22 protein-coding genes are annotated in these 18,762 nt (G+C 68.6%); 7 read left to right on the top strand and 15 right to left on the bottom strand.

Annotation, left to right across the window (positions count from 1 at the left end; genetic code table 11):
- The first annotated feature begins 48 nt into the window (after positions 1 to 48).
- Positions 49 to 621, top strand: coding sequence for a GAF domain-containing protein (locus BOSE46_RS01840; RefSeq protein WP_371415491.1), 573 nt, complete (start codon positions 49 to 51; stop codon positions 619 to 621).
- Positions 618 to 1,433 carry a S8 family serine peptidase gene (locus BOSE46_RS01835; RefSeq protein WP_159537716.1) on the top strand — a complete coding sequence of 272 codons (816 nt, stop codon included), beginning with the start codon at positions 618 to 620 and terminating at the stop codon, positions 1,431 to 1,433. Before BOSE46_RS01840 ends, BOSE46_RS01835 begins: the two co-directional genes overlap by 4 nt.
- Positions 1,434 to 1,496: 63 nt before the next feature.
- On the opposite strand, the gene BOSE46_RS01830 is transcribed toward BOSE46_RS01835, so the two are convergent.
- Together BOSE46_RS01830 and sigE are read right to left on the bottom strand one after the other, a co-directional pair.
- Positions 1,497 to 2,339, bottom strand: a complete 843-nt coding sequence (locus tag BOSE46_RS01830) for an anti-sigma factor (protein WP_159537714.1) — start codon at positions 2,337 to 2,339, stop codon at positions 1,497 to 1,499.
- The gene (sigE, locus tag BOSE46_RS01825; protein WP_201299471.1) at positions 2,339 to 2,905 is read right to left on the bottom strand and encodes an RNA polymerase sigma factor SigE; all 567 of its coding nucleotides are present in this window, start codon (positions 2,903 to 2,905) and stop codon (positions 2,339 to 2,341) included. The genes BOSE46_RS01830 and sigE overlap by 1 nt, the downstream gene beginning before the upstream one ends.
- Positions 2,906 to 3,027: 122 nt before the next feature.
- Here sigE and BOSE46_RS01820 point away from each other — a divergent pair, with 122 nt between their 5' ends.
- Positions 3,028 to 3,684 carry an O-methyltransferase gene (locus BOSE46_RS01820; protein WP_371415490.1) on the top strand — a complete coding sequence of 219 codons (657 nt, stop codon included), beginning with the start codon at positions 3,028 to 3,030 and terminating at the stop codon, positions 3,682 to 3,684.
- On the opposite strand, the gene BOSE46_RS01815 is transcribed toward BOSE46_RS01820, so the two are convergent.
- Genes BOSE46_RS01815 through BOSE46_RS01805 form a run of 3 tightly spaced genes read right to left on the bottom strand, consistent with a single transcriptional unit; the run spans position 3,677 to position 4,718 of the window.
- Entirely contained in the window at positions 3,677 to 4,186 is a 510-nt protein-coding gene (locus BOSE46_RS01815; protein ID WP_159537710.1) for a hypothetical protein, read from the bottom strand. The genes BOSE46_RS01820 and BOSE46_RS01815 overlap by 8 nt on opposite strands.
- An 8-nt stretch (positions 4,187 to 4,194) precedes the next feature.
- A complete protein-coding gene (locus BOSE46_RS01810; RefSeq protein WP_159537708.1) occupies positions 4,195 to 4,557 on the bottom strand; it encodes a hypothetical protein in 363 nt (120 codons plus the stop codon).
- Entirely contained in the window at positions 4,557 to 4,718 is a 162-nt protein-coding gene (locus tag BOSE46_RS01805; RefSeq protein ID WP_082530405.1) for a DUF3117 domain-containing protein, read from the bottom strand. The genes BOSE46_RS01810 and BOSE46_RS01805 overlap by 1 nt, the downstream gene beginning before the upstream one ends.
- Before the next feature lie 107 nt (positions 4,719 to 4,825).
- Here BOSE46_RS01805 and BOSE46_RS01800 point away from each other — a divergent pair, with 107 nt between their 5' ends.
- Positions 4,826 to 5,626 carry an enoyl-CoA hydratase-related protein gene (locus tag BOSE46_RS01800; RefSeq protein WP_159537706.1) on the top strand — a complete coding sequence of 267 codons (801 nt, stop codon included), beginning with the start codon at positions 4,826 to 4,828 and terminating at the stop codon, positions 5,624 to 5,626.
- Between the two features lie 5 nt (positions 5,627 to 5,631).
- Here BOSE46_RS01800 and BOSE46_RS01795 read toward each other — a convergent pair whose 3' ends face one another.
- A complete protein-coding gene (locus BOSE46_RS01795; protein ID WP_159537704.1) occupies positions 5,632 to 6,225 on the bottom strand; it encodes a hypothetical protein in 594 nt (197 codons plus the stop codon).
- A gap of 68 nt (positions 6,226 to 6,293) precedes the next feature.
- Complete coding sequence (locus tag BOSE46_RS01790) at positions 6,294 to 6,875, bottom strand: DNA-3-methyladenine glycosylase I (RefSeq protein WP_256366690.1); 582 nt, start codon at positions 6,873 to 6,875, stop codon at positions 6,294 to 6,296.
- A gap of 4 nt (positions 6,876 to 6,879) precedes the next feature.
- Here BOSE46_RS01790 and folP point away from each other — a divergent pair, with 4 nt between their 5' ends.
- Positions 6,880 to 7,764, top strand: coding sequence for a dihydropteroate synthase (folP, locus tag BOSE46_RS01785; RefSeq protein ID WP_371415489.1), 885 nt, complete (start codon positions 6,880 to 6,882; stop codon positions 7,762 to 7,764).
- A gap of 97 nt (positions 7,765 to 7,861) precedes the next feature.
- Here folP and BOSE46_RS01780 read toward each other — a convergent pair whose 3' ends face one another.
- From BOSE46_RS01780 to BOSE46_RS01765, 4 genes are read right to left on the bottom strand one after another with little or no spacing between them, the layout of a single operon-like run.
- Entirely contained in the window at positions 7,862 to 8,602 is a 741-nt protein-coding gene (locus tag BOSE46_RS01780) for a TIGR00730 family Rossman fold protein (RefSeq protein ID WP_236551584.1), read from the bottom strand.
- Positions 8,599 to 9,660 (bottom strand): succinyl-diaminopimelate desuccinylase, encoded by a 1,062-nt coding sequence (gene dapE / locus BOSE46_RS01775; RefSeq protein ID WP_159537696.1) that lies wholly within the window; start codon positions 9,658 to 9,660, stop codon positions 8,599 to 8,601. Before dapE ends, BOSE46_RS01780 begins: the two co-directional genes overlap by 4 nt.
- 36 nt (positions 9,661 to 9,696) lie before the next feature.
- Positions 9,697 to 10,368 (bottom strand): VOC family protein, encoded by a 672-nt coding sequence (locus BOSE46_RS01770; protein ID WP_159537694.1) that lies wholly within the window; start codon positions 10,366 to 10,368, stop codon positions 9,697 to 9,699.
- A 28-nt stretch (positions 10,369 to 10,396) separates the two neighbouring features.
- Positions 10,397 to 11,350: a DUF2867 domain-containing protein gene (locus tag BOSE46_RS01765; protein WP_159537692.1), complete on the bottom strand. Its 954-nt coding sequence runs from the start codon at positions 11,348 to 11,350 to the stop codon at positions 10,397 to 10,399.
- 57 nt (positions 11,351 to 11,407) lie between these two features.
- Between BOSE46_RS01765 and BOSE46_RS01760 the strand changes: the two genes are divergently transcribed.
- The gene (locus BOSE46_RS01760; protein WP_201299470.1) at positions 11,408 to 11,992 is read left to right on the top strand and encodes a TetR/AcrR family transcriptional regulator; all 585 of its coding nucleotides are present in this window, start codon (positions 11,408 to 11,410) and stop codon (positions 11,990 to 11,992) included.
- Between the two features lie 5 nt (positions 11,993 to 11,997).
- Here BOSE46_RS01760 and BOSE46_RS01755 read toward each other — a convergent pair whose 3' ends face one another.
- Positions 11,998 to 12,897, bottom strand: coding sequence for an aminoglycoside phosphotransferase family protein (locus tag BOSE46_RS01755; RefSeq protein WP_236551583.1), 900 nt, complete (start codon positions 12,895 to 12,897; stop codon positions 11,998 to 12,000).
- A gap of 94 nt (positions 12,898 to 12,991) precedes the next feature.
- Between BOSE46_RS01755 and BOSE46_RS01750 the strand changes: the two genes are divergently transcribed.
- Positions 12,992 to 13,456: a hypothetical protein gene (locus BOSE46_RS01750; RefSeq protein ID WP_159537688.1), complete on the top strand. Its 465-nt coding sequence runs from the start codon at positions 12,992 to 12,994 to the stop codon at positions 13,454 to 13,456.
- Between the two features lie 393 nt (positions 13,457 to 13,849).
- On the opposite strand, the gene BOSE46_RS01745 is transcribed toward BOSE46_RS01750, so the two are convergent.
- The 3 genes from BOSE46_RS01745 to BOSE46_RS01735 form a co-directional block, all read right to left on the bottom strand.
- Positions 13,850 to 15,649: a LuxR family transcriptional regulator gene (locus BOSE46_RS01745; RefSeq protein WP_159537687.1), complete on the bottom strand. Its 1,800-nt coding sequence runs from the start codon at positions 15,647 to 15,649 to the stop codon at positions 13,850 to 13,852.
- 587 nt (positions 15,650 to 16,236) lie between these two features.
- Complete coding sequence (locus tag BOSE46_RS01740) at positions 16,237 to 17,229, bottom strand: glycerate kinase (RefSeq protein ID WP_159537685.1); 993 nt, start codon at positions 17,227 to 17,229, stop codon at positions 16,237 to 16,239.
- 34 nt (positions 17,230 to 17,263) lie between these two features.
- Entirely contained in the window at positions 17,264 to 18,736 is a 1,473-nt protein-coding gene (locus BOSE46_RS01735; protein WP_159537683.1) for an aldehyde dehydrogenase family protein, read from the bottom strand.
- Positions 18,737 to 18,762: the final 26 nt, after the last annotated feature.

Genomic DNA, 18,762 nt, shown 5'->3' with positions numbered 1-18,762 from the left:
TGATCCATCGCCATCAGGAGGCCCCGCCGGGGGGACGGGGTCTCCTGCATGCTCCTGACCGGTGAACGCCGAGGCAGGCACCTGGCATCGACCCGAATGGAGACACCGCCTGTGCGAGGAGACGAGGGCCTGTCCAGATCCGTTTCTGCCGTGCGTCAACTGTTTGACGCCGCGGCATGTTCGTGTGCGCTCGCGAATCCGGACGGCTCGTCGCTCTCCTTCGCCGCGGCTGAGGGCATCGGGGCGGGCGCGATCATCGGCGTCGAGGTTCCGGTCGACCGAGGGCTGGTGGGCTGGGCGGCGATGTCCGGTCAGCCCGTGGGGGTCAGTGACGTACGAGCCGATCCACGCTTCGCGCGCGACATCGCCGAACGCACCGGCTATGTGCCGACAACGATCCTCGCCGCGCCGTTCTTCGACAGCGCCTGGGACGTCCTCGGGGTCATCGAGGTCCTCGACCCTGGCGTGACGGCCCCCGGCAACTGGGCCTTGGACGTCTTGGGCACACTTGCAGCGATGTTCCCGCCCCTTCTGGCGACCAACGTCGTCACGCCTGCCGATCTGCGACTCGCCCAGCTCGGGCGCCGAGTCTCAGAGCTCGTTCAGGCGCACCACGAATGACCGACAAGCCTGCGTGGTCCGACGCCTTCGCTGCACACCAGCTGCCGACCCTCCCGTCCCTCCCGCTCGCCGACGCACGTGAGTGGGCCTTCGGCGGATCGACCGGCGCCGGCATCTCGGTGGCGATCATCGACAGCGGCGTCGACGCCGACCACCCTGACGTGGGCGGGGTGACCTCCGCGGTCGCCATGGAGTCCGACACCACCCGCGACGAGGGCTACCGTGCCGTCGAAGGGCCCCACGAGGACCTGGTGGGTCACGGCACCGCGTGCGCCGCGATCATCCGCTCGCTCGCTCCGGACGTCGACCTGCACAGCATCCGCGTGCTGGGCACCAACCTCAAGGGGCGTGGACTGCTGTTCCACGCCGGCATCCAGTGGGCCGTCGAGCACGGGATCGACGTCGCCAACCTCTCGCTGTCGAGCAAGAGCGAGACGATGTACGGCCCGCTCCACGACATCTCCGACCGGGCCTACTTCGCCCGGACACTGCTCGTCTGCGCGGCCAACAACTCCCCCGGTCCGACCTTCCCCTCCGAGTACGCCTCGGTCGTCTCCGTTGCGGCTCGCTCGAGTGACGACCCGTGGTCGCTCTCATGCAACCCCGAGCCTCCGGTCGAGTTCGGCGCCTGCGGGATCGACATCCGCGTCGCGTGGTCAGACGGCGGCTCGACCGTTGCCACGGGCAACAGCTTCGCCGCACCCCACGTCGCCGCCATGGCTGCGCTGATCCTGGCCAAGCATCCGGGCCTCACGCCCTACCAGGTCAAGACCGTGCTGCAGGCCGTCAGCGAGAACGCCAAAGTCTCCTGACCGACGCCGTCGCCTCACCAGCGATGCAACGGAGGCGTTCGCCGCCTGGATCGAGAGCAGCAGCTAGGCGGCGTCGAGCCAGGCCGTCATGCGGTCCAGCCCGTCTCGTACGCGCTCGGGCGGCGAGTCGTGATGCGTGCTTCGTGGCAGCTGGGACACCGCCTGCTCGACCCGGGCACGGTCGGCGTCGGTCACGATCGTGTAGACCACGCCGTCGTCGTCCCAGGTCACGACCATGGGCTCGCCGTCGCGGACCCAGACGTCGGAGCCGCCCATCTCGGCCGGCTCGAAGTCCTTGATGCTGTCGCGATCGAGCGCACCGTTCTGCTCGAACAGGTTGAGCTTGCTGCGGCCGTTGGAGTAGCTGAGGGCGACGACCTCCTGGTGGTCGGCAAACGCACCGGAGACCCGGTGCAGGTCACCGCCGAGGGTCGCGAGACAGGGCCAGCCCGAGCCGTCGAGCTTGGTCATGGTCGCGTCCTCGATGACGTGACCGGCCGGCACGGCGGTCGAGCCGAAGAAGTCGGCGGCGTACTGGTTGAACGGCGGGGCGACTTCGTCGCCGACCCGCTGGTCGGCGCCACCGACGGCGTACGCGGTCATCACCACGGCGACCGAGGCGCTGACCAGCACGACGCCGGCACGGAAGGGCACCGAACGACGTACGCGAACCCACCAGCCGTCGCGCTCGGGTGGCGCAGCGGCCAGCCCGGCCAGCGACGCCATGAGTCCGGGCGGCGGCTCCGGAGCCGCGACCGTCGACATGCGCGACTTGAGCAGGCGCTGCTGGCGTACGGCCTTGGCGCAGTCGTCGCACGTCTGGAGGTGCGTCAGCGCTTCGCGCGTCGCGGGCTCGGACAGCTGTCCGTCCACGAACGCCGCAACGTCGGCACCCAGATGAGCCATCAGATGCCGACCGGACCCACAAACCGGGTCCGGCCCTTGCGGGGCGCACGGTGGGCGAGCGTCTCGCGCAGCTGCGTGCGGCCACGGTGGATGCGGGAGCGGACGGTGCCGAGCTTGACTCCGAGCACGTCGGAGATCTCCTCGTAGGACAGGCCCTCGATGTCGCAGAGCACGACGGCCACCCGGAACTCGTCGGACAACGAGGCCAGCGCCAGCTCGATGTCGGGGTCGAAGTTGGCGTCGTGGACGGCCGACTCCGGGAGCACCTCGGAGCTCAGCAGCTTCTCCTCGGCGCCCTCGTAGAAGCCGTCCATCCGCACGCGCGACTTGCGGCGTACGCGGTCGAGGAAGAGGTTCGTGGTGATGCGGTGCAACCAGCCGGGGAAGTTGCCGGGCTCGTAGGAGTCGAGCGAACGGAAGACGCGGATGAAGACGTCCTGCGTGAGGTCCTCGGCGTCCTGACGGTTGCCGGTCAGGCGGTAGGCAAGCCGGTAGACCCGCGCGGAGTGCTCCGCGACGATGTCATCCCAGTCGAGCGTTGCCGTGGTCACGTTGTCTTCCTTCATGCATCGATCGAACACCCCGTACCTGAGAGAACGCATGGAATCTGCTGACTGTTCCCCAGATTCCCCGAACGTCACATGGTTGAGCCTCCACGGCCAACAGCTCTCGCGCGGATAGTCTGGCCTTGACCACCACGACGGAGGAGCCGACCATCACCACCGCAGCCAGCCTGGCGTACGCCGAGGACTTCATGAGCGAGGACGATCATCTCGCCGCTGCGCGACGCCGGTCCGACGAGGTCGGCGTCATTCCGGTCGGCCCCGGCGGGGGCGCTGCGCTGTCGTTCCTGGCCTCGGTCGTGCAGGCCAAGGCCGTTGCCGAGATCGGCACCGGCACTGGCGTGTCCGGCCTGTGGCTGTTGCGCGGCATGCAGCCCGACGGCGTCCTGACCTCGGTCGACCTCGAGGCCGAGCACCAGCGGCTGGCCCGCGAGACGTTCACCGACGCGGGCTACGCACCCCAGCGCTTCCGGCTGATCGCCGGTGCCGGACTCGACGTCATGCCTCGCCTGACGGATGCCGGCTACGACGTGGTGTTCCTCGACGGCGACAAGGTCGAGTACGGCGAGTACCTCGACCAGGCGATGCGACTCGTACGCCCAGGCGGCGTCATCGTGTTCGACAACGCCCTGTGGCACGACCGCGTCGCCGACCCGGCACAGCGCGATCCCGAGACGTCGGCGATCCGCGACGTGGTGCAGCGGGTCAAGAACGACGAGCGGCTCCGCAGCGTGCTGCTGCCCCTCGGTGACGGCCTGCTGGCCGCCCAGCTGCTCACCTAGACGCGCGTCGGTGCGAGACCATCCATTCGCCCGCGGTCGGTGACACGAGGACCGGCAGCGTGGCCCTCTCGCCGCGTCGATGGCGGGCGACGGCGCCCTGACACACCCGGTTGGAGCACAGGTGTGTGGCCTCGAACGCCGTGAGCCCGTCAGCACCCACGAGTAGTGAGATGCGGTGAAGGACACCGACATCAGGCACGTCCTCGGCATCGGCGATCTGCGCTCGCGCGGCGACGCCCTCGCTCTCGAGGCGTGCCGTGTCCGAAGCGCTCTCAGGCTCGGCCCACCGCAGATGGGCGGCGAATCCCAGCATCAGGACACCGCCCAGGACGACCAAGACGGTCGCCCACCACGGCATCGAGACGACGATCGGCAGTGCCGCGACGACCAGACCGGCCAGGGCGGTCTCGATCGCGCCTGCCCGGGACACCTTCGCGTCATGCTCCGTCGTGAAGCGCACCTCGCGGAACGTTGCCTGCGGGTCGCCGCTCTCGGGTTCCACGTCGCGCGTCAGTCGTCGTCGCGCTTGTCGTGCTCGAAGCTGGCGGACGAGCGGAAGCCGGCCTTGCCGCGTACGACGGCGACGATCTCGCAAGCCTCGATCGTGATCGGCGCACTGCCGATGATCTTGGACCCGGCCGAGTCGGCGGCCTTCTTCTCGAAGCTGGCCTGGAAGGCCGCCCTCGCCTCGTCGGAGACGAACACGTAGGTGCCCTCGAACCACTCACCCTTGCGGGCGCGCCACGACTTGAACCGCAGGCCGTCGAGAGCCGCGAACTTCGCGAAGGACTCGTCCTCCACGTAGCTGCGAAGGGCCTTGAGCGTGCCCTTGGGTGCGTCCGCCAGCGACCAGCGAACGGTGAGGCCGTACATCAGACCGCTTTGAGCTGGTCGCCCAACGTGGCTGCTTCCTCGTTGTTGAGCTCGACGACAAGACGTCCGCCGCCCTCGAGCGGGACGCGCATGACGATGCAGCGCCCTTCCTTGGTGACCTCCATCGGGCCGTCTCCGGTCCGTGGCTTCATGGCGGCCATCAGTTCCCCTCTCGATCTGGAGCTCCCACCGCTACGGCGGGAAGCGTGCCTCCTATTATCGCCTATGGCCGAAGGACGTTCGACCGCAGTCCCACCAGGAGGCATTGATGACCGACCAGAGCGCACCGCCTGTCACCTACGAGGTGGCCGACGGGGTGGGCACCGTGACGTTCAACCGGCCCGATGGGATGAACAGCCTGACGCTCGCGACGAAGGTCGCGCTGCGGGATTCGCTGCACGCCGCGGCGGCTGACAGCGCGGTGCGTTGCGTCGTCCTGACCGGCACGGGACGGGCGTTCTGCGTCGGCCAGGACCTCAAGGAGCACGTCGCCGACCTGCAGGAAGGCAGCTCGTCGCTCGGCACCACGGTGGCCGAGCACTACAACCCCGCCGTGACCGCGATCGCGACGATGCCCAAGCCCGTCATCGCTGCCGTCAACGGGGTCGCAGCCGGCGCGGGAGCCTCGCTGGCCTTTGCCGCGGACTTCCGGCTCGTACGTCGCTCGGCCGGCTTCAACCTCGCGTTCGCCGGCATCGCGCTGTCGTGCGACACGGGTTCGTCGTGGACGCTCCCCCGGCTCGTCGGCTATGGCAAGGCGACCGAGCTGCTGATGCAGCCGCGGACCATCCCCGCCGACGAGGCGTACGCATTGGGGCTGGCCACCAAGGTCGTCGACGATGCCGACTTCGAGGCCGAGGTCGCCTCGCTGGCCCGCTCGCTCGCGGACGGGCCGACACTCGCCCTCGGCGCGATCAAGCGCTCGCTGGCGTTCTCGGCGACGCACGACCTGCCCGCGTCGCTCGAGCACGAGGGCCAGAAGATGGCACTGACCGGCAAGTCAGCCGATCACGCGGCGGCCGTGCAGGCCTTCCTCGCCAAGGAGAAGCCGGTCTTCGAGGGGCGCTAGACCGTTCAGGCGGAGCGGTCGTGCTGGCGGTGCTCGTTGTCCGAGGCCGTCTGCTCCCACGCGAGCAGCTGAGCACGGGCGTCGAGCTCGGCGCTCTCGCTCTCGGCAAGGGCGTCGAGCGCCCTCGCGAGGTCGAACTGGGCCGACTCGAGGTCGGACTTCGCCGCCTCGGTGTCCGCCTCGAGCGCCTTGCTGCGGGCACGCTCCTCCGACACCCGCTCGCGCACCTTGGCGAGGTCGATCTCGGCGGTGACGAGCGAGTCGCGCAGCTCGTCCAGCTGCGCCTCCCTGAGCATGATCTTCGAGCTCATGTGGTTGGCGAACTCGATGTGCTCGCGCGATCGCGCCACGGCCGCACGGCGGTTGTCGTCGACCATGACGGAACGCTCGAGGCTCCAGGTGCGGCGCCGTTCAGCGAGCTCGTTGGAGAGCAGCCGGGCCGCGATCACGCCGGTCAGGACCGCGTACGTCGTGGCGGCGATCAGCACCGGCACCGTCGAGACGACGATGCCCGCAATCGCCACCAGCACAGCTGTGATCAGCAGTCCGGTGGCACCGAGTGCCCTGCGGGACCGGGGGTTTCTCCGAGTTGAAGCCATGTCCGGATGGTAAGCGGTTGCGGCGGCGAAACCCGGGAGCCACGCCTGTGGACGCAGGGCTGGCGTGTCTAAGAATCGCCGCGGGCGGCCTCGGCTCGGGCAACGCAATCGGCGAGGTGGTCGTTGACCATGCCGGTGGCCTGCATCAGGGCGTAGGCCGTCGTGGGGCCGAAGAACCGGAAGCCCCGCTTCTTGAGCGTCTTGGCCATCGCGATCGACTCGGCCGTCGTCGCCGGCACGTCGGCATACGACGTCGGTGCGGGCGCCTGCGGCGGAGCGAACGACCACAGCAGGTCGCTGAACGACTCGTCGAGCTCGACCAGCGTGCGGGCATTGCTGATGGTCGCCTCGATCTTGAGGCGGTTGCGCACGATGCCGGCGTTGTCGAGCAGCCGCGCGACATCGGCCTCGCCGAACGCCGCGACCGCCTCGGGCTCGAAGCCGGAGAACGCCTCGCGGAAGTTGTCGCGCTTGCGCAGGATGATCGCCCACGAGAGGCCGGACTGGAACGCCTCGAGCGACATGCGCTCGAACAGCTCACGGTCGCCGCGCAGCTCTCGGCCCCACTCGGTGTCGTGATAGGCGATCATCGCCGGGTCGTTGCCCCACGGGCAACGCACGATCACGTCGCCATCGGTCGTTACGCTCACGAGTGTGACTCTGCCATCCGCCCCTGACACTCTGCGTCTGGGCACCCGGACGTTCGCGCCGGGACAGCTCGCGCTGATGGCGATCATCAACCGCACCCCCGACTCGTTCTACGACAACGGCTCGACGTTCGACCTCGAGCCCGCCCTCGTACGGCTCGGCGAGGCCGTCCGCGATGGTGCCGACCTCGTGGACGTGGGGGGCGTACGAGCCGGCTACGGTCCCGTCGTCGACGCCGACGAGGAGCTGCGCCGGACGGCCGACTTCGTCTCCGAGGCGCGGGCGCGCTTCCCCGACCTCGTCATCAGCGTCGACACCTGGCGCAGCGAGGTCGCCGACGAGCTGTGCCGGCTCGGGGCCGACCTCGTCAACGACACCTGGTCGGGTCACGACCCGGAGCTCGCCGCGGTCGCGGCGCAGCACGGGGCCGGACTGGTGTGCAGCCACACCGGGGGCATCGGCCCGCGCACCGACCCGCACCGCTCGGCGTACGACGATGTCGTCGCCGACGTCATCGAGACCGTGACGGCGCTCGCCGAGCGCGCACTGGAGGCCGGCGTACGTCGTGACGGCATCCTGATCGACCCCACGCACGACTTCGGCAAGAACACCCGGCACAGCCTCGAGCTGACCCGCAGGCTCGACGAGCTCGTGGCGACCGGCTGGCCCGTGCTGGTCGCGCTGTCCAACAAGGACTTCATCGGCGAGACGCTCGACGTCGACAAGGATCACCGGCTTCCCGGCACGCTCGCCGCGACTGCCGTGTCGGCGTGGCAGGGGGCGCGGGTGTTCCGGGCCCACAACGTCGCCGAGACCCGGCAGGTCCTCGACGTCGTCGCGTCGATCCGCGGCGATCGGCCGCCTGCCGTGGCCCGTCGCGGCCTCGCCTGAAGCGACCCGCCCACAGCTCCGCGATTTGTGGAGCTGCAGGCGTCATCCAGGCGGTTTAGCGCCTGTAGCTCCACGAATCGCGGAGGTCGGGATCCGGTCAGCTGTCCTTGGCGACGAACCACTGGACGGCCTCGTCGATGTCGTCGGTGAGGTGCAGCATGTCGATGTCGGGCTGGCCGATCTTGCCGTCGGTGAGCATCGTGGTGCGCAGCCAGTCGATCAGCCCGCTCCAGTACTCCGTGCCGAACAGGACGATCGGGAACGACGTGATCTTCTGGGTCTGCACCAGCGTCAGCGCCTCGAACAGCTCGTCCATCGTGCCGAAGCCGCCCGGCAGCACGACATACCCCTGGGCGTACTTCACGAACATCGTCTTGCGGACGAAGAAGTAGCGGAAGTTGATGCCGAGGTCGACCCACTCGTTCATGCCCTGCTCGTGCGGGAGCTCGATGCCGAGGCCGACGGACACGCCGCCGCACTCGCTCGCGCCCCGGTTGGCGGCCTCCATCGCGCCGGGACCGCCGCCGGTGATCACGGCGTAGCCCTCGCCGCAGAGACGCGCGGCGATCTGGCGGGCGGCCTCGTACATCGGGTCGTCCGGCTTGGTTCGTGCCGAGCCGAAGATGCTGACGGCCGGGCCGAGCTCGGCGAGTGCGCCGAAGCCCTCGACGAACTCGGACTGGATGCGCAGGACCCGCCACGGGTCGGTGTGCACCCAGTCGCTGGGACCGCGCGAGTCGAGCAGCCGTTGGTCGGTCGTGCTGGTCGGCCGCTGGGCGCCGCGAAGGCGTACGGGTCCCTTGCGGTGGTCGGGCCTGGGCTTGTCGGAGCTCGTCATGTGGTCAGCCATTTCTCGAGTCGGTCGCGCACCCGGTGCAGGTGCTCGACGGGTACGTGCTCGTCGGCCTTGTGGGCGAACGTGGGGTCGCCAGGGCCGTAGTTGACTGCCGGTACGCCCAGCAGCGTGAACTGGGCGACGTCGGTCCAGCCGAACTTGGGGTGCACCTCGCCGCCCACCGCCTCGACGAACGCCGCCGCGGCGGGGTGTGACAGCCCGGGGAGCGCGCCCGGCGCCGAGTCGGTGACGGTCAGCCCGAAGCCCTCGAACGTCTCCTGCAGGTGCTGGTGCGCCTGCTCCTCGCTGCGGTCGGGGGCGAAGCGATAGTTGACCGTCACGACGGCCTCGTCCGGCACGACGTTGCCCGACACCCCGCCGTTGATCGCGACCGCGTTGAGTCCCTCGCGGTACGTCAGCCCGTCGATCTCGACTGTGCGTGGGACGTACGCGTTGAGGCCGTCGAGCACGGGGGCGAGGGCGTGGATCGCGTTGCTGCCCATCCACGCGCGAGCCGTGTGGGCCCGCTCGCCGGCCGTGCGGATGTCGACGCGCATCGTGCCCTGGCAGCCGGCCTCGACACCGGCGTTGGACGGCTCCATGAGGATCGCGAAGTCGCCGGCGAGCAGCTCGGGACGCTCGCGGGCCAGCCGGCCGAGACCGTTGTGCTCAGCGGCGATCTCCTCGCCCTCGTAGAACACGTAGGTGACGTCGCGGACTGGCTGAGGAACAGTGGCGGCCATCAGGAGTGCGATCGCCACCCCGCCTTTCATGTCGCAGGTGCCCAGGCCGTGGAGGATCTCGCCGTCCAGCCGTGACGGCAGGTTGCCGTTGGCAGGCACCGTGTCAAGGTGCCCGGCGATGACGACGCGTTCGGGCCGGCCGAGCGACGTACGGGCGACGATCGTGTGACCATCGCGTACGACCTCGAGGTGCGGCAGCACACGCAGGGCCGCCTCGACGGCATCGGCGATGACCTGCTCGTCGAGGCTCTCCGAAGGGATGTCGACGAGCGCGGCGGTGAGGCTGACGACGTCGGTGTTCAGGTCGAGTGCAGGCACGGGTTCATTCCACCACGCGCCGCCTGACCGCCGCCGTCACTCGCTCGGGAAGACGCAGAACTCGTTGCCCTCGGGGTCGGCCATGATGGTCCAGGACCTCTCTCCGGCGGGCGTCAGGATCGTGGCGCCCGCCGCGACCAGGTCGTCGACAGTGGCACCGTCGAGCAGCCTGACGTCCCAGTGGATGCGGTTCTTGACCGTCTTGGGCTCGGGCACCGGGACGAAGTCGAATCCCTCGGTCGACAGTCCGGGAACCTCCTCGAGCGGCGAGTAGCCGTCGTCGTGACTGACATTGCCGCCGATGACGCCGGCCCACCAGTCAGAGATCGCGACGTGGTCGGCGGAGTCGACCACGATGGACTTGAACTTCTGCGCCGGCGGCTCGCCGTAGGTGAACACGCAGAACTCGCCACCTTCGGGGTCAGCGAGCGTGGTCCAGGCGTGCTCGCCCTCCTTGGAGATCCGCTCGAAGCCGGCGAACGGCTCCATCGACTCGGCCCGGACGTCGAGGTGCACCCGCTGCTTGACGGTCCTCGGTTCGGGCACGGCGTTGATCCACACCTCCTCACCGGCCTTGGCGCCGCTCAGGTGGGCGTCGCCGTCCTTGAGCTCCTCGACCTCGAGGCCGAGCGTTTCGGCCCAGAAGTCCTGGACCGCGGACACGTCGTTCGCGTCGATGCACAACGCTTGAAAGGTCACGAGAGGCATGGATTCAGCCTGCCACAGGCTGTTCCCTTCAGCGAGCGGGAACCGCCTCGGCCACCGGTACGCGTGCGGCAGCCCGGCGCAACATCGCGCGTACGACTGCGGGGTGCACCCGGCGCACGATCGCCGAGTAGGCGCGACCGCGGCGGTTGTGAAGACGCACCACCGTGCTGACGACGACGCGGTCGGGCTCGCACAGCACCGACGCGCGGAAGCCAAGATGACTCTGGTCGATGCCGAGCAGCACCTCGTCGTCCGTGTGCGCAACCGGGTCGAACACACCCCGGCCGGCCCGCTCGATGCCCACGAGGCGTACGAGTGACTCACGCGCCGCCAGGAGCGCGCCGACCCACAGCGGTGGCGCGTGGAACACCGCATCGGCCCAGACCTGCGGGTCCCCCGAGCTGCCGACCGGCCGCCGCACGGCGAAGGCATCGGCCCAGTCGACGTGGGGCAACGCGTTCTCCAGCAGCGGGGTCGCCGGGACCGGCACACCAGTCGCCCGGGGTTGCGTCATCCGCCTGATCTGCCGCACCCACCACGACCACCGGGCACGCCGTGCAGGCGGGTGTCCCGCGTCGGTCTCGACGCGGTCCATCAGGTCCTCGACGACGGCATCGTGCAGCCAGCGCATGGCCAAGGGCCACACGAGCCGCATGGTTCCCGTGGTGCGGCCCTCCACGACGTGCCGCACGACGCAGGACCCGGCGCCCTGCGGGACGACCTCGAACCGGTGGCTGCCGCGAAGCCCGACCCCCTCGTCGAACGTGAACACGACGCGCCGCCCCGGGACGTGCTCGGTCACCTGGTAGCGGATCGGGCCGTGGCTGCCGCGGACCCAGATGCCCAGCGGCGCCTCCAGCACCATCGGAGGCCAGGCGGGCGACGGCCACCACCGATCGTCGGCGCTGCCGACCCGGTCGAGTGACTCCCCGACGAGATCCGCCGGAACGGGGATGAGTCTTTCGTGCACATTGGTGACCATGACATTTCCTCCATACGCCTCCGTATGTGGAGGACATCCATACGGTAGCGTATGGACATGACTTCTGCCAAGGGCCCTCGCACACCGTTGACCGCGGACGACTGGAGCTCCGCTGCGCTCACCGCGTTGGAGCGAAACGGCCTCCCCGCCGTGGCGGTGGAGCCGATCGCCAAGACGCTCGGCGCGACCAAGGGCAGCTTCTACTGGCACTTCTCAGGGCGCGACGACCTCATCACGGCCGCCCTGGCGAGGTGGGAGCGCCGCGACACCGACGGCGTCATCGCTGCCGTCGACCGGGGCGCCGACGGTGCCGATCGGCTGCGCGTCCTGCTCCGGCTCGTGCTCGGCGCGGTCGTGCAGACGCCCGGGGCCGGCTCGATCGAGCTCGCGCTGCAGCCGCACGCCGACCACCCGATCGTCGCCCCCGTGCTGGCCCGCGTCACCGAACGGCGCATGTCGACACTCGAGTCCCTGTACGTCGAGCAAGGGCTGTCGAAGGCGCGGGCACGCGACCGCGCGCTGCTGGCGTACGCGGCCTATCTCGGCCACGCCCAGCTCGCGCACGCGACGCCCGACCGGTTGCCCACGGGTAAGGCGTTCACGGCGTACGTCGACCGCATCGTCGAGACGCTGATGCCCTAGACGTCCTAGTCCTGGACGGCCTTGATGATCGTGATCGCGGTCGTGACCCGGTCGGGATCATCACCGTCCTCGATCGCCCACATGGCGTTGTGCGCCTCACGGACGACGACCCAGTCACGGGCCCGGTCCTCGTCGAGCCCTGCGACGTCGACGGCAGCGTGGAACCGGCGCCGCACCGCCTCGCGGACGTCGCCGGAGGCGACGATCTCGTCCCAGCGGTTGAAGAGCAGCATCGCCACCTCGTAGTGCGGATCGCCCGAGACCGGCTGCGGGTCGATCGCCAGCCACGGCTCGCGTTCGCCGGCCAGGACGTTCTCGAAGTGCAGGTCCCCGTGGATCAGCGTGCCGTCCGACGCCGGGTCGTCGGAGAGCTCACGCCCGACGCGTACGGCCTGGTCGACGATCCGTCGTGGGATCGCAGCGTCCTTGGGCAGTCGCTCGAGGTCGTCGGTGTAACGGCGGATGTATGAGCTCAGCGTCAACATCTGTGGTGGCGCCGGGACATGCAGCCGCGCGTAGAGCCCGGCGATGACCTCGCACGCCTCGACGACGTCCATCTGCGTCAGGTCTCGGGTCGAGAGCCGCTCAAGCAGCATCGCGTTGCGCCGCGGATCGGCACGCAGCAGCCGGACCGCTCCCCTGCCGTGCCAGTGCTGCAGCGCCAGGATCTCGTGCTGGCACTCCTCGTACGGCCAGGCCACCTTGAGCACCGCTGCACGTTCGTCGGTGCGTACCGGCACGACGAGCGACGTCCAGCCGTGCATCGGCTCGCCGTCGACCACGAGATCCCACTCGTCGAGCAGGTCGCGCACGGTGCGAGGCACGCCATCGACCCACGCTGCCCATTCCGGGCTGCGCGCCGCCGCCAGGAACGCCGGCGGCAGGTCGAACGGCAGCAGGCTCACGTCACGAGCCTAGGCGGATGCGGCGCGGTCATTACGCCGCATCCCTACCCCCAACCGGCGGACGTACAGCCCCGCCAGCGGTCATCCTGCTTGCATGGCGGTCGACATGGTGGCGCTCAAGCCCCCCGCGGGGTTGCACGACCTCGTCGTCCAGCGGCTGAGCGCCGGGCCACTCGGTGACGCGGACCGGGTCCTCATCGAGGAGGTGGCCGACGAGGTCATGGGGCTGATCCGCGGCTTCCTGCCGCACCACGACTGCTCGCTGATCGAGGCCGTACGCAGGTTCCACGACGACAACTGGCTGGCCGCCTCCCGGTTCGCCGGCGGCGAGGGCAGCGCGCCCGCGCGGGCGGACGCCGCTCGTCGGCTCGTACGCGAGCGGGTCGACGCCGCCTTCGGCAGCTCGGCCGCTGACGTGCTGATGCACACCGCGATCGTGCGGGGCTGCCTCGACCCTCACGGTGGGCATCTCGTGGCCCAGCGAGAGCTGCACGTGAGCCGCGCGACGTTCTATCGGGCGCTGAGGCGGGCCAGGGGCCGTCTCAGCGACGCCGATTGACGCCACCTGACCCAACACGCCTGCCGAAGGATCGATGCCATGCGCCTGTCACGACCCGCACGTACGCTCACCGCCGCCACGATGCTGGCCGTGCTCACCGCCTGTGGATCAGGCAGTGACGGAGCCAAGACCTCGGCTTCCGACGACAAGCCGGCGGCCGCCACCACGAGCTCTGCCCCGAAGATCCCGGAGGATCTCTGCACGGCGTTCACGGCCGAGGAGTTCGGGGCCGTCGTCGGCGCGACCGTGACCACGGAGACCCAGCCGGGCGGCGGGTGCGGGTTCAAGCAGGAGGATCCGCGCGCCGTGTCGGGCTCGATCACGGCGATGCCCGACGACCCGGGCACGGGCGGGTTCGAGGGCGCGCAGTCGGGAGCAGCCGGCGCCATGGACTCACCCAAGGTCGTCGTGGTCGACGGGGTCGGCACCAAGGCGTTCCTCGCGTTCGGGACGGTCTTCGGCGGTGAGAGCCTCCAGACCGCCGGAGGCACCACTGACGGCAAGGTCATCGCGCTCATCACGCTCCAGCAGGCCAAGGGGCTCGAGCAGCCCGCACTCGAGGACCTCGGCCGCAAGCTCCTCGCGCTCGCCGACGACAAGCTCCACTGAGCCGGCCGCCCAGCCGCGAGCGAGGTCGAGTCGTGACCGGGCACCGACGCGGCGAAGAGCCGCCGAGACGTTCTTCTCGACGGCCTTCACGGAGACGCTGAGCCGCTCGGCGATGTCGGCGTTCGACAGTCCCTCGGCCACCAGTGCCACGACCTCCCGCTGCCGGGGCGTCAGCGCCGCACCCATCGGCGACGTGGCGCCCTGCGGGACGCTCGCGCGAGCCACGAGCTGGACCCGCGTGCCGACACTGAACGCGGCGAGGACCCGCGACGTGTGGACCCGCACCGTGTGGGGCGAGATGAACAGGCCTTTGGCGATCTGCGTCGTCTCCTGCCCAGCCAGTATCAGGTGGGCGATCTCCGCCTCGCGGGCAGACAGGGCAGCCCACCCGTCGCCGATCACCGGGGGCAGCCGGCGGCCCGCGCGGCCCAAGGTCTGGCCGGCGGCCCGACGTACGGCGTGATGGCCGAGTCGATCGCTGGCGGCGACCAGCTCGCGCATCGACCGGCTGGCCGTCGACAGGTCGTTGCCGGCCACGCGGATCCGCGCCAGGACGACCTCCGTCTCGGCCAGCTCGACATTTCGGGCGTCCAGCCGGCACCCCTCGACCGCCAGCTCGGCCAGCTCGATCGCACGTTCGCGGTCGCCGGCCATCTCGGCGAGGCGGGCCTTGAGCCGCTGGATCGTCGGGCGGGCGATCGGGTGATCGGCGAGGGGCTCCGCCTGGGCGCCCCAGGCCTCCGCTGCGTCACGATCGCCCAGAGCGACCGCGGCGGCGACGAGGAGCTCAAGCCCCAGGGCCCGGTCGATGATCGTGAAGCGTGACAGGCCGGCGTCGCCACCGGCGATGAGGACGAGCGACGCGCTTTGGGCCACGTCGCCGATCGCCACGGCGGCAAAGGCCGCCAGCAGGTGGAGCCCGCGACTCAGGTGGTCATCCGCCGCGAGCCCGGCCGCCTCGATCTCAGCCACGAGCGCCGAGGTCGACGTGACGTCAGAGCTGTTGCCCGAGACCAGTCCGGCCACCGACATCGTCAAGAGCCGCGTGCGCTCGCTGTCGGCCAGCGCCACAGCCTGTCGCGCCGAGCCCTGAGCCTCGTCGATACGGCCACCGAAGGCTGCGATCCGGGCGCCCGTCGCCAGCATCATGGCCCGGTAGGAATGCCCCCGCCACGACTCTGTGACCGACTCGTCCCACACCGCTGCGGCGACCCCGAGACGCGCTTGCGTCAGCGCGGCCTCGGCGACGAGGTAGCGGACGAAGTCATCCATCGCGTCGAGGGACGGACCCAACGCCGCGACGACGTCGTCCAGTGCCGGTGAGGGGGCAGTCTCCATGAGACCGGCATCCGCGAGGGCGACCACGGCGAGGGCCAGGTGATGCTCGACGTCGGACCCGGCAGCTGTCACAGCAGCGCGACCCGCACGCTCGGCCACCTCGAACTCGCCGAGCCAAAAGGCCGCCATGCCGATCATCGACCGGGCCACCGACCCGGCCTGGTCCGCCAGCTCGACCGCCACCTCTGGGGCGCGACCCTGGGCCATGAGGTCGAGCGACCGCGCGACGGTGCCCAGGTCGTCCATCACCGCAGGCTAGTGCCCTGCAGTGACAGCTGTCAGAGCGTTGACTGGATCCCGGCGAGGAGCTGGCGGGCCATGACGACGCGCTGCACCTGGTTGGTGCCCTCGTAGATCTGGGTGATCTTGGAGCATTCGGGCCGAAGCGCCGCCTGACCTGCGTGTTCGCTCCCGCTGTGTCACACGGCAGTCACACAACGCATGCCGGAGCGCGCGCCACCACGCAGCACCATGCCATCCGTTCGCCGATTGGCTTTATCTCCAGCACTGCGTCGTCATTGGCTTGCGGACGAACAACGGCCACAAGAAGCGCAAAAGTGTGCACTCGGCGAGACCTACTGTGTAACGGGTCGCTAGTCCCGGAGCGTATGCAGAGGGCCGCCCTGGCAACGACGGCCCTATCCAGCCCCTGTCTGACGAGGAGTCATCATGGCTGCAATGACCGGCACAGTCCCAGTTGAACTGACTGGAGTTGACCTCCTCATCACAAGTGACTCAGGATTAAGTTTTACCTGCTATTTCAGTTGCATTGGCGCCTACGAAGCCGCTGATTTCGCGACGGGGGTGCGCCGGGGGACGCGCTCGTGCGAGGTTCATCCGAGAGACGTCGGCACGAACCGCCGTATCTCGCTTCCGGCGCGTCGAATCAGCTCCGGCGTGCTCGCGGTCCGAATCGATGCCGGCCGAATCTGGGCTATCTGCCCAGCGGTCGCGTCGATGGATCCCGCGACGATGTGGACAGGCACTCCTGCGGCCGCAGCGCGTGATACCACTTCCGCGACAAGTTTGCCTTCGAGAGTCTGAGCATCGAAACAGCCCTCGCCCGTCACCACTGCAACCGCGGACTCCAGGCGGCTGTTGAAGTTCACAGAGTCAAGGATCGTTTGGGCTCCTGCCACCAATCGCGCGTCATACTGACTCCAGAGGCCCCCTGCCAATCCGCCCCCAGCACCTGATCCTGGAATCCCAGTCGGGTTGCGCGGGAGCTTCAGCGCAAGTTGGCGGAGACGCTTGGTCAGGTGCCTGATGTCGGAGGGGGAGGCACCCTTTTGGGCAGAGTAGATTTTGGCGGCCTCCTCGAACGGCGTTCGGACGTCACATAGGATTTCAAGTCGACTACCCCCTAGTCCTCCTGCGAGTTCGATGGCGCGAATCGCATTGAGACCGCCGTCAGTCGTGGCCGTTCCGCCGACGCCAAGCAGGATCCTGCGTGCTCCTGCTAGACGTGCGGCGACAATCAATTCGCCAGTCCCGTAGGTCGAGGCCGCGAGCGGATCCCGCTCGTCGACGTCGACTAGGGTCAATCCACTGGCGGAGGCGGACTCGATGACGGCGGTGCGATGATCCAGCCATCCGATCTTTCCGAGACACGTTCGTCCGATCGGATCGTGAACTTGAACCTCTTCAATTCGTCCGCGAGTGGCAGCGACCATCGTTTCGACGGTGCCTTCCCCGCCGTCTGCCAGTGGACACAAGTCGACGACGTCCATGCCAATGCCGCGTCCGATTGCCTCGGCGACTTCCATCGCCGAGAACGTCCCTTTGAATGAATCTGGTGCGACGAGGATGGTGGTGCCCTGAGTCATGTTGTCAGGCGGAGGGACTGTGTTAGCCACCCGATCAACCGAATGAAGGGGCGCGTTCACCGGTACGGATTACGCAACTCTTGAGTTCTGTGAACTCCTCCAAGCCGGCCCTTCCAACTTCACGACCATATCCCGATTCCTTCGTACCGCCGAACGTCATCTGCGCACCACCGTCGATGGTCGTATTGATCCAGACTGTCCCGGAGCGAAGCTCGCGCTGGAACCGCATGGCCTTGTCGAGGTCTTTCGTCCAGACTGAGTTCCCGAGACCGTATACCGTGTCGTTGGCCAGCCGAAGGGCTTCATCGGCATCAGTGAAGCGAGTAGCCGTCAGTACTGGTCCGAAAATTTCGTCGCGGAAGATCCGCATGTCGGGTGTGACGTTATCGACGACCGTCGGTTCGACGAATGCGCCCGGCCCTGATAAGGGTGTTACGCGCCGACCGCCGGCGAGGACCTTGCCACCTGCCTGGACGGCTTCATCGATGAAGTCCACGACACGCTCCGCGTGCTGCTCATGAATCATCGCGCCTACGTCCGCGTGTTCTTCGAACCCCACGGTCATCCGTTCCGTTGCGGCAGCCAGCCTTGCGAGGAATTCGTCAGCGATCTCGTCTTGAACGAGTAGGCGGGAACCGGCCACACAGCACTCACCCGAGTTGAAGAACGCTGCAAAAAGCGCGCCATCGACTGCGTCGTCCAGGTTGGCATCGGCAAACACGATATTCGCGCCCTTGCCACCAAGCTCCAGGGCAACCTTCTTAAGACGCGAAGCGGCGGTCTCTGCGATCTTCCGACCGGTGACCGTCGACCCCGTGAAGGACACAAAGTTCACGTCTGGGTGCTCCACGATGGCTTGACCCACGACGTGTCCATAACCGGTGACAACGTTGATGACACCGTCGGGAAGACCCGCCATCGTCGCTGCACGAGAGATCTCGATAGTCGAGCCCGAGGTGAATTCGGATGGCTTGATCACCGCAGTGCATCCGGCTGCTAGTGCGTAAGCAACCTTCTCGGCGTAGCTCAACGCGGGAAAGTTCCACGGCGCGATTAGTCCCACGACACCAACTGGCTCTCGCGTGATGAGACCGAGGTATGCCTCACCCATGTTGGTATAGGCGTCGCCATGTACTTCGTGAGCCAAGGCAGCGGCGTACTCAAAATGGGCGATCGCGCCGTCCACGTCTCCTCGCGCAAGAGCCAGAGGTTTGCCGACCTCCTGAGCATCAATCTTCGCGAGAAACTCCCTGTTCTCGCGAATCCAGTCGACCAGCCTCAGGAGGACCCGGGACCGCTCGGCGCCGCTTAAACGGGACCACGAGCCGCTGTCAAAGGCTCTCTTCGCGGCGGCGACAGCCTCAGCCACATCAGCAGCCGTGCCGTCCGCAAAGTTTGCGACATGAATGGTCGTCGCCGGATTCGCGCGCGGAATCAGGCCCGACCCGTTGTAATCGGCACCGTCGATCCAGTGGCCGTATGTGCGGGCGTCTTCGTTGCCTGTCATCTGTCTTCTCCGTTTGCGTGCGAGCC

This window comes from Aeromicrobium sp. 9AM, from assembly GCF_902506105.1.
GTDB lineage: Bacteria > Actinomycetota > Actinomycetes > Propionibacteriales > Nocardioidaceae > Aeromicrobium.
This window is presented reverse-complemented; position numbering and strand designations above follow the sequence as displayed.